Below are 9,663 nucleotides of genomic sequence, written 5' to 3'. Positions count from 1 at the left end.
CCCTCTCCCAGAGGGAGAGGGTTCTGAGTCTTCTCCCCCTCGCCCCTTGGGAGAGAGGGCCGGGAGAGGAGTTGGATTGGCGGCGAAGTGTCTTAATCCGGTTGGAAATGACCATACATCCAAAACCAAGAAAAGCCTGGAGTTTTAGACCCAACTTTTTGATAAAGACAACTTGATAAAAACAACAACTGCTTGGTGATTAGAAACAGTATTGCTGTAACTGAGCCAGTTCTGCCTCGCTGAGATCCTGCCACTGGCCGGGAGCAAGCCCCGTCAGAGAGAGCGGCCCCAGTCCAACGCGAACCAGCCGCAAAGTTGGGATCCCAACAGCGGCAGTCATGCGGCGCACCTGTCGATTGCGACCCTCCCGCAGCGTCAGTTCCAGCCAGGTGGTGGGGATGGAGCGGCGAAAGCGAATGGGGGGATCCCGTGGCGGCAGGTTGGGTTCCTCGGCCAAGACTTTAACCTGGGCCGGGCGCGTTTTTCGCCCTTGGATGATCAGCCCCTGTTGCAACTGTTGTAGGGCCTGGGGGGTGGGGATCCCTTCCACCTGAACCCAGTAGGTGCGCTCGTGGCCGAACTTGGGATCGATCAAGCGGGCATTGAGGATGCCATCATCGGTCAGCAGGAGCAGCCCTTCGCTGTCGCGATCCAATCGACCCACCGGATAGACCCTGGGCACCGGGATAAAAGACTTGAGCGTAGGCCGCCCCTCTTGGTCGGTAAATTGGGTGAGCACACCGTAGGGCTTGTAGAACTTGAGATAACGCATGAGGCACACAACTCATGAATTCCATCTTTCCGGATCTTTCAGCTAGGCAGAGCAGCTTCAACGGTAAGATCGAGCCTTAAGGAGCAATGTTCCTCCACCGGCAGCAGCGTTTGACGGAGCTCACCCATGACCATAGACAACAATTTACTTTGGGTTTTAGTCGGAACGGCGGGGCTCTCTCTCCTCAGTCTGGTGTACGTGCTGGTGGACGAGGGCAACAAACGCCGGCGCTACGAACAGCAAAAAGAAAAAGAAGCTGCCCAGCCACCTGCGGTTGCTCCCGAAGAAGAAGCCGCGATCCCGACTGCGCCCTCCCCTTCTGCCCCAGAGCCTGTTGCCGCCCAGCTTCCTCTTAAGGAGCAAGAAACCGCTCCCAGCCTTGAGGACTCTGCCCTCGCCCAAGAGCCGGATACGGCGCCCAGCCCGGCAGAGGAAACGCCGCAAAACACCCCCTAGGGCAAAAGTTGTATCAGATCCTGGCAAAGCCGTCTCATACAACCAGCTCTACCCCCACCAGCTAAAACAATGGACAAAGTTGACTTGCCTGAGGAGATCCTTCGCGCTTGGCTGCGGGAAGATCTGGGTCACGGCGATCTCACCACAGAGCTGACCCTGCCCCCAGGACTGAAGGGCGAGGCGGTGATTTTGGCCAAGGAGCCGGGGATCCTGGCGGGCCTGGAGATTGCCCAAAAAGTCTTCCGGCTGGCAGATCCCCAGGTAGAGTTCACCCCTTGGGTGGAAGAGGGGGCCGCAGTAGCTGCTGGCCAAGAGGTAGCTCATCTCAAGGGATCCCTGCGGGGGATTCTGGCGGGGGAGAGGCTGGCGCTCAACCTTCTCCAAAGGCTGTCCGGCATTGCCACGCTCACCCGCTCCTATGTAGAAGCTCTCCGAGGAACCTCAACCCAGCTTCTGGACACCCGTAAGACCACCCCTGGCCTACGCGCCCTGGAGAAGTATGCAGTACGAGTAGGGGGCGGCAAAAACCACCGCTTTGGCCTCTTCGACGGCATCTTGATCAAAGAGAACCACATCATTGCTACGCAACTCTGTTGCGACCGCAGCGCGGGGGGGGTTTTGACAGCCGTCAAACGGGCCAAGGAAGGCGCTCCCCACCACCTCAAGGTGGAGGTCGAGGTGCGGGATCTCCAAGAACTGGAAGAGGCGTTGGCGGCAGGCGCCGATCTCATCCTCCTGGATAACTTCACCCTGGAAGCAACTCGGGCCGCCGTCCAACGGGTGGGCGGCAAGGTTCCTCTGGAGGCCAGCGGCAACATGAACCTGGAACGGGCCCGGCAAGTTGCCGAGGCAGGCGTGAACTACGTCAGCGTCGGGGCGCTCACCCACTCCGCCAAGGCCTTGGATCTCTCTTTGCTGGTGGTGCCGCCCTGAGACACGCTCTCGCGGGGCACTGCTTTTGATGCTAGCTTGAGAAGACAACCTGGGCTCGGCTCCGTCCCGCTGTTACGAAAGGCTTCTCTTGCCGGCTCAGATGCTTCTCCAAAGCGGAGTTGACCACCTGCGGGAGCTATGCTCTGCCCAAAAAGTGCTCCGCTCCAGCTCACAGAGGAACAAAACCGTTAGGAAGTAATGGAAGGAGAAACCCTGTTGCGAGGCAACGCTGCTGCGACCGTCCGGGAAATTGCTCAGCTCAAACAGGAGAGACAGGCGGTTATTCTTGCTCATTCCTATCAGCTCCCCGAAGTGCAGGAGGTGGCGGACTTTGTGGGAGACTCCTTGGGACTGGCTCGCGAGGCGCAGAAGACCAACGCCCAGGTCATCGTCTTTGCCGGCGTCCACTTTATGGCTGAGACGGCGGCCATCCTCAACCCGGAAAAAACGGTGCTGCTGCCGGATCTGGAGGCGGGCTGCTCCTTGGCCGATAGCATCTGCCCCGAAGATGTGCTGCGCTGGAAAGAGGCCAACCCAGAAGGCCTGGTGGTTGCTTATGTCAACACTGCCGCCGCGATCAAGGCCCTGGCCGATGTCTGCGTAACCAGCGCCAACGCGGTTCAAGTGGTGGCCAGCCTGCCCCCGGATCGCCCCATCTTTTTTGTGCCAGATATGTTCCTGGGGGCCCACGTGGCGCAGGTGACAGGCAGGGAGTTGGATTTGTTTCCCGGCGAGTGCCACGTGCATGTCGGCATTCGGGAAGAGCACCTCAAGGCGATGGTGGAAGAGCATCCTGGGGCAGAGTTCCTCATTCACCCCGAATGCAGTTGTGGCTCCAGTTGTCTGTTTCTCAAACCCGATGCCAAGCTCCTTTCCACCGAGGGCATGGTGCGCCATGCCAAGAGTTCGCCCTGCCGGGAGTTCGTGGTCGCCACCGAGGTGGGCATTCTCCACCGCCTGAAGAAGGAAGCCCCCGACAAGACGTTCATCCCTGTGAAGGCGGATGCCGTCTGCGAGTACATGAAGAAGATCACCCTGGAGAAGATCCGCCGCTCCCTGCTGGAGATGCGCCCCGTGATCCGGGTGCCGGAGGCGGTGGCTGCGAAGGCCCGCCAGTCCATCCTGGCCATGCTGGCGATCCCTGCCGGGGCCTAGAGGTGAGGCGCAAGGACTACGTGCCGCCCTTGCAAGAGGGTCTGTCGGGAACTGCAGCGCTATCGCGATGGGAAACGGATCTGCTGATCCTGGGAGCCGGGGTGGCGGGAGTGTACGCAGCCCTGTGGGCGGAAGCTGAGGGAGCAAGAACCCTGGTGGTGAGCAAGGATCCCTTGCCCTCTGGCTCTACGCCTTGGGCGCAGGGGGGGGTGGCTTTTCCTCTGGACGCGACGGATGTGGCGGCCCATCTCCAGGACACCCTGCAGGCAGGCCGCGGCCTGGTGGAAGCAAAGGTGGCCCGCTCCATCTTGCAGGAAGCGCCCTTTCACCTGGAGAAACTTTTGTCTTGGGGACTGCCTTTCCATCCCGAGCCGGTGCGAGAAGGAGGCCACTCGCGGGCACGGGTGCGTCACCTGGGGGGGGATCGCAGCGGGCTGTGGCTGCTCAGAGGCCTGTTGGCCCGTCTCAGCAGGCCGCCTTTGCAGGGCTACACGGCTCTCAGCCTTTTGCTGGCGGGAGACAGAGTGGCGGGAGCCCTGCTTCTCGGCCCTGAAGGGCCGGTACAGGTGAAGGCCGGGGCGGTTCTCCTGGCTACGGGAGGATTTGGCAGCCTCTTTCCCATCTCCACGGCTCCACCGGGGGCCAGCGGCGATGGAATGGTGCTGGCCTGGCGCGCCGGAGCCATCTTGAGGGATCTGGAGTTTGTGCAATTTCACCCTACGGCCTTGCCCAATGGGGCACTGGTGAGCGAGGCCGCCAGAGGGGTAGGAGCGGTTCTGCTCAACGCCTGGGGGGAGCGTTTCATGCCTCGCTATGCGGAGCTGGGCGAGCTGGCGCCGCGGGATGTGGTGGCCCAGGCTGTTTTCTGGGAGCGGCAGCGGACGGGGGCGGTCTACCTCGACCTGCGCAGCATTGAGCATTTGGGGGAACGCTTTCCCAGCATCGTCGCCTCTGCCCGCGCCTTGGGGCTGGATCCCACAACAGATCTTCTCCCAGTCGCTCCTGCGGCTCACTACGTGATGGGTGGGGTACGCACCGACGCTGGCGGCTTCACCAGCTTGCCGGGCCTCTATGCAGCGGGGGAGGTGGCTTCCACGGGCTTGCATGGGGCCAATCGCCTAGCTTCCAACAGCCTTTTGGAAGGGCTGGTCATGGGCAAGCGGGCCGCTCTGGCCGCCTTGCAAGATTTACACGGCCCCCCTCGGCAGCCCCAGGCACTACCTGTGCTCACTGCGCCACCCTCTCTTCTCCCCAAGCTCAAGCCGCAAGTGGGAGAAGCCCTGGGCGTGGTGCGGGAGGGCGAGCGGCTGCGAGCTTTTCTGGCTTTTGCAGAAGCCCTGCCCCTAGAGGAGAAGCCCTGGGCCAGCCGGGAAGAGGCGGAGGCCGGCAGTCTACTTTTGCTCGCTCGCCTGGTGGCACAGGGGGCGCTGCTGCGAGAGGAAAGCCGAGGGGCCCATTTTCGGGAAGATTTTCCCCAGGAAGGGGAACCTTTCCACACGGAAGTGAGTGGCTCAACCCTTTGTCGAGTACCTGCAGGTTGAGTGGTTTGTCTTTGCCAGGAGCGAGCTATCCGCATCCTAGCCGCAGAATTGAACCCTTTGCTGAATGAAGGCTGAATGAAGATGAAATGGGTTTGAGAGTTATAGTTATTTAATTCAATTCAAATAGCAATGAAAGGTTTTTTGTCGCGCCGTTGTTGCTACGCAACGCTGCCGCGAACGCGCCGGCGACGCGGAGCGCTATCCCTAGCCCCTCTCTCCCTCTGTCTTTTTCCGCGAGCGAGTTGAGCTTGTTTTCTTGGCACTGGCAGATGCTGTGGATTTTTTGGACGATTTCTGCTTACTGGGAGGCGGCGCTGTAGGAGTTAGAAAAAAAACTTCTTTTAGGGCATCTAATTTTTTGCCTCGCGTAATTCTGCATCCTAGCTTGGTTATGGGAGTTAAGTTCTGCCACCAGCTCCTATCTGCCTCTGCAATTCGCGCGGCTGCAATGGTTACATCAACTCCCTTGAGGGGGGTGCCGGGCTGCTCGGCCAGGTATCTCAGCGCAGCCAAGATAGTTTCCCTAGAAGCCTCCGTCAAATTTACCTTCGGAACCATTTCTCTAGTGAGAACTTGGGCCTGCTCCACCTGCTCCGGGGCTGGGTCAACAATGATACACCACAGCCTCTCCAACCCGGCTTCTTGAGCAACTGCATAGACAAAATGGTTGCCAATGGCCTTGTACTGGTAGTCGCTAGCCTCAACCACCAGCAGCGGCACCCAATTGTGCCCTCCTGTTGCCCTTAACTGAGCGGCTGCTGCAGTAACCAAGAAAGAGGGAGCGGAAAACCCCTCGGCAGGCGTAATGCTCTCGAGGGGTAGGTTGACCAGCTTGCCGAGATCGGAAAACTCACTCATCGATAAAGTACTCGCCGGCGAGACTTTGGTAGTATTCTAAAACTTTCTTGTACTTAAAGACAGCAGGGATTCGAGCAAAAGTGGCAGAAGATATCACTGTATAGTCGGGTATTTTAAAAATGCTTTTGTCTTCATTGCCCTTCTTAAAACGCGGCCAGAAATACGAAACTAAGCATACATTTTCTTCTTGGTTGATAAACTTTCGTATTTCTTCGTTCGCTAGTTGAATAGTGTGTTGACTTCCCGAAGAGACACCATTAAAAAAGATAGGCAAGGCGATGGGGCCTCCGTCATGTCGTGATTTAGCGGTCTCTGGAACGAACTTAGTGATTACCCTAACAGCATTATTTAAAGAAGACAGATCGTCAGGTCGGGTAGGTATCAAAACAACATCGGCAGCAAAAAGTCCACTTTGGCTGAAGTAAAGCCACTGAGTTGGGCAGTCGATTAGGATGTAGTCATACTCACGACGAAGGGGGGCAAGCAGATCCCGAAGGCGCTTGGTTCCTTTCTGGATATAGGCTGCATTTTCGCTGTCGGTCAGTTTCTCCAGCTCAGAGTCTCTTGGGATGAGGTTGAAGACGGAAACTATTCCCTTAGGTGTCTTGAGCCTATATGTCTGAACAATCGTGTGGACGTCTATCCTGGGATCCTTTAAACACTGCGTTAGTGTAACTTTTCCAGGAGTAGCTCCCAAGCTTCTTGTCAAATCTCCTTGGGAGTCAAAGTCAACAGCTAGGACTTTTTTTCGTTTAGATGCTAATGCTCCTGCAAGGTTAATAACCGTTGTTGTTTTGCCCACACCGCCTTTATTGTTGTACACACATATGGTCAAAGCGCGCTCGTAGTTTTCTATCTTGTTTCGTAAATCATGCACGATGTTCTCAATGTTATCCAGGTTGATAGCAAGGTTTGCTGTAACAGGGTGAACAACCTTCCCGTGTCTCCTCCAGAGCTGGATGTAATTTGCATTGGTAATTATTCCCCACCTTGCTGATTTGCAATGCTCTCCAAGCAAGTACCTTTTTATTTGATCTACTGCATCTCTACAGGCAGCGGATCCCTCACTAAGATTGACTGTCCTGGACTTAACTTCCAAGAGAAGGTATGGGTTTTTCCTAGAGTTGAAGAAGATGTCTGTATGTTGTGTGTTTTTTCTAGCCGCAAAGTCTACTTCTCCGCACCCTGTTTCAAACTCAGGCCTAATCTCCAGGTCTCCAAAGCCTAGCTCATGGAGCAAGGGGATAGCGAAATGTTGGACAATGACTTGCTCCTTGCCCTCGGTGGGGGATATCCTCTCAAGCTTCTCTCGGAGGGGGATAGCACTGGTCATAGACTGAAGGGATCCCAATGTGCCCCTCAGCCTAGCAGTTGCTTGGCTCGCTCTGCCAGCGCCTGGGCCGTTAGGCCGTTGTAGTCCATGAGTTCGGCAGGGGTGGCGGTGGTTTCGCCGCGTTTCCAGGCAAAAAGATCGCGCGGGCCGGTGTAGCGCAACAACAGGGGCTCCAACATCAGGCTGGATCCGCCAGTCACGCCGATAAGGGCTGCGCCGGCAAACCAAGCGGCAAACTCCTGGTCAGACATGAACTCCCCATCGGGTTGGGCACAGGTGGACCAGGCTATATCGCTGGGGCGGTAGAGACGGCGAGGGTTGACCACCGAGACAATTTTGCTGCCGATCCCCTGGGCCTGGAGCTGTTCAGCCGCCGCAAAGACTGGCAGAAGGATCATATCTCCCACCACGGCAAAGACCACAGTGCGGGATCCAGGCAGTTCCTGCAGCACAGTGCAGCCCTGCTCCACGGCTTGGCGCGCTTGTTCCAGGGTGGTGCGGATGGGCAGGGGGGTTTTGCTGGCAAAGATCGGGATCCCTTTGTTGAAGGTCGATAAGGCCCACTCGTAGGCGGCTTGGGCACAGTTGGCGTCGGGGGGAAAGAGGGGGAAGATGTTGCCGTTGCGCATCATAGCCGCCAGGTAGGCCTCGATTTCCGGGCGTTGGTGGGTCCAGCCGTTGCGTCCCTGTTCCAATGCTCCAGCTGTGAAGAGGGCAATAGCGGCAGGGGTGGGGCGGCGCAGCTCGGCCATCGCCTGGGTTACCGTCTGCCAGATGGGCAGGCCGTTGACGGCAAAGGATTCATAGGAGCACCAGAGGGAGCGCCCGCCAAAGAGCGCCAGGCCCCCTGTCAAGCCGGCGCAGGCATCTTCACTGAGGGGTTCGTAGACCTGCCCTTGGGGCTGTTGGTTGTAGAGGGGATCCGCCGTGGGGTGGATCACTTTGAGACCTTGGTTGACGTTGGCGATGCCGGAAGCCTCGTTACCATCGGCATTGGCCACCAGAAAGTCGGGATCTTTCTGCCCCACCTGCACCACCAGGGTGCCGATGGCCGTGGTGGAGACTTGCTTATCGCCGAGGGGGAACTCAGTTAAGTTGAGGGATCCCAGCGGCGGCAGAGGGCGGACGGATTCCGTTACCACCACCTTGGCTGCCGGCCCCCCAGCAGCCCGTTCACAGTTTTGGCGCACCAGGGCCCAAGCGGCCGGATGCAGGGCCCGCGCTTGCAGAGCGGCCACGATGTCGGGGTTATCCAAGGTGTGGTGGGCATAGAGGTTGTGGGATTTGGATCCCTTGGCGTGCACGCCCGCCCCTTTCAGTTGCTTGAGGATGAAAACCGTCAGGTGGCCGCTTAGAGCTGACTGAATGGCCCGCTCCATCTCGGTCAGTACCCTCTGGGCAAAGGCCAAGCGGGCTTTCAGAGAAAATTGGGTGCTATCGACGTAAGGGCCAGGCTGCTGGGCATCGTCGAAGTCTTTGGCATCCACCAGCACCACTTCCTCAAAGCCGTTGCCCCGCCAGTACTCAACCATCTGGGCGTTGGCGAGGGTGGAGATCATGCTGTGGTGCTCTTGGCTGTAGCCGTTCCAGACCAGCACCGGTAGGAAGTTGGTGCGCTGCGGGAAGGCGGTGTGAAAGTGGATCATGGAGCTCATCACGTAGGGCTCCCCCAGGCCCCCATCGCCGATGGTGACCGGGAAGAGGCGATCCGGGTAGAGCAGGGCGCCGGCCATGGCAAAGTGCTGCCCTTGCCCCAGTGGCCCTGCCGGCGCCAGCAAGCCGGGGATGTAGCCAGAAAGGTGGCCCAACAGCCCTTCCCGTTCCCGGAAGCGGGCCCGCAAGTCAGAGACCGTGTGGATGCCCATCTCGGCCAGGGATCCATCCAAGAACATGGCGGCGTAGAAGCCGGGGGCGTGGTGGCCCACTTCGGTGGGGATGTTCTTTTGGCCCAGGTACACCAAAGCGGCATAGGCTTCCGCCTGGCTGGCAAAGCCGCCTGGGTGGCCCGAGGCTTTGCTGGCGGTCATCTGCAGGGTGAGATAGCGCAGCGCATCGGCATAGAGCAAGGTCTGGTAGGCGGCCATGCGACTGCCGGGATCCCGCAGCTTGCCTGTGGCAGCATCCACTGCAGGTTCCTGGCCCAGGCGATCGAATTCCGGCCAGGGATCCCCAAAGTATTGGATCCCTTCGCAAAAGGCGGGAACTTGGGCAGTTGCCTCCTGAGCCAGCGTCATGGTCAAGCCTCACTCTTTGTCGGGTTACTCCTCACTTTAAACCTGATAAGGCCTTTTGGATGTTGTAAACTACCCGCACTCATGCTGACGTATAGAGTACGGGCTTTTGGTAGCCCTGCAGTTGACAAGCCAACCACGGGCCTCTGGGCTGGTTTACGGCAGCCCCCAAAAGCGCAATCACAAAGGACTCCGTCCCGCTGACGCCAGTGGAGATGCAGTGGTTCACCCACGCTTGAAAGCGCCTCTCCCTGCCAGACAGGCGTTGCAGCAGCTCCCGGCACCTGCGCCGTGAACTGCGTGTGCCCTGACTGGCTTTGTGTTGAAGAGCAGCCCTCAACCGGGAGTGGTGGTCTCTTACAGGACGTTATGGTATTGAGTTCA

The 9,663-nt window shown here is 58.5% G+C and carries 8 protein-coding genes and 1 pseudogene; 4 read left to right on the top strand and 5 right to left on the bottom strand.

Going from position 1 to position 9,663, the window contains the following annotated elements; genetic code table 11:
* Window positions 1-199 precede the first annotated feature (199 nt).
* Complete coding sequence (locus tag NW844_RS10925; RefSeq protein ID WP_414335608.1) at window positions 200-772, bottom strand: pseudouridine synthase; 573 nt, start codon at window positions 770-772, stop codon at window positions 200-202.
* 126 nt (window positions 773-898) lie between these two features.
* On the opposite strand from NW844_RS10925, the gene NW844_RS10920 reads away from it, so the two are divergent.
* The 4 genes from NW844_RS10920 to NW844_RS10905 all read left to right on the top strand — a co-directional run bounded on the left by NW844_RS10920 (window position 899) and on the right by NW844_RS10905 (window position 4,857).
* A complete protein-coding gene (locus tag NW844_RS10920) occupies window positions 899-1,228 on the top strand; it encodes a hypothetical protein (protein WP_414335607.1) in 330 nt (109 codons plus the stop codon).
* 69 nt (window positions 1,229-1,297) lie between these two features.
* The gene (nadC, locus tag NW844_RS10915; protein WP_414335605.1) at window positions 1,298-2,161 is read left to right on the top strand and encodes a carboxylating nicotinate-nucleotide diphosphorylase; all 864 of its coding nucleotides are present in this window, start codon (window positions 1,298-1,300) and stop codon (window positions 2,159-2,161) included.
* Between the two features lie 198 nt (window positions 2,162-2,359).
* Entirely contained in the window at window positions 2,360-3,316 is a 957-nt protein-coding gene (gene nadA / locus NW844_RS10910; RefSeq protein WP_414335604.1) for a quinolinate synthase NadA, read from the top strand.
* A 2-nt stretch (window positions 3,317-3,318) separates the two neighbouring features.
* Window positions 3,319-4,857 carry an L-aspartate oxidase gene (locus tag NW844_RS10905; protein ID WP_414335602.1) on the top strand — a complete coding sequence of 513 codons (1,539 nt, stop codon included), beginning with the start codon at window positions 3,319-3,321 and terminating at the stop codon, window positions 4,855-4,857.
* A 204-nt stretch (window positions 4,858-5,061) separates the two neighbouring features.
* On the opposite strand, the gene NW844_RS10900 is transcribed toward NW844_RS10905, so the two are convergent.
* The 4 genes and pseudogenes from NW844_RS10900 to NW844_RS10885 form a co-directional block, all read right to left on the bottom strand.
* Window positions 5,062-5,715 carry a Rho termination factor gene (locus NW844_RS10900; protein ID WP_414335601.1) on the bottom strand — a complete coding sequence of 218 codons (654 nt, stop codon included), beginning with the start codon at window positions 5,713-5,715 and terminating at the stop codon, window positions 5,062-5,064.
* A complete protein-coding gene (locus tag NW844_RS10895; RefSeq protein WP_414335599.1) occupies window positions 5,708-7,048 on the bottom strand; it encodes an AAA family ATPase in 1,341 nt (446 codons plus the stop codon). Before NW844_RS10895 ends, NW844_RS10900 begins: the two co-directional genes overlap by 8 nt.
* A 26-nt stretch (window positions 7,049-7,074) precedes the next feature.
* Window positions 7,075-9,282: a phosphoketolase gene (locus NW844_RS10890; RefSeq protein WP_414335597.1), complete on the bottom strand. Its 2,208-nt coding sequence runs from the start codon at window positions 9,280-9,282 to the stop codon at window positions 7,075-7,077.
* A 79-nt stretch (window positions 9,283-9,361) separates the two neighbouring features.
* A pseudogene (locus NW844_RS10885) lies at window positions 9,362-9,640 on the bottom strand (hypothetical protein); the annotation flags it as partial.
* Between the last annotated feature and the right edge of the window lie 23 nt (window positions 9,641-9,663).

Origin of the sequence: Synechococcus sp. H55.2 (genome assembly GCF_047462495.1) — a bacterium.
Classification (GTDB): domain Bacteria; phylum Cyanobacteriota; class Cyanobacteriia; order Thermostichales; family Thermostichaceae; genus Thermostichus.
Note: the sequence above shows the minus strand (reverse complement) of the source record. Positions and strands in the feature narration are given on the sequence as shown.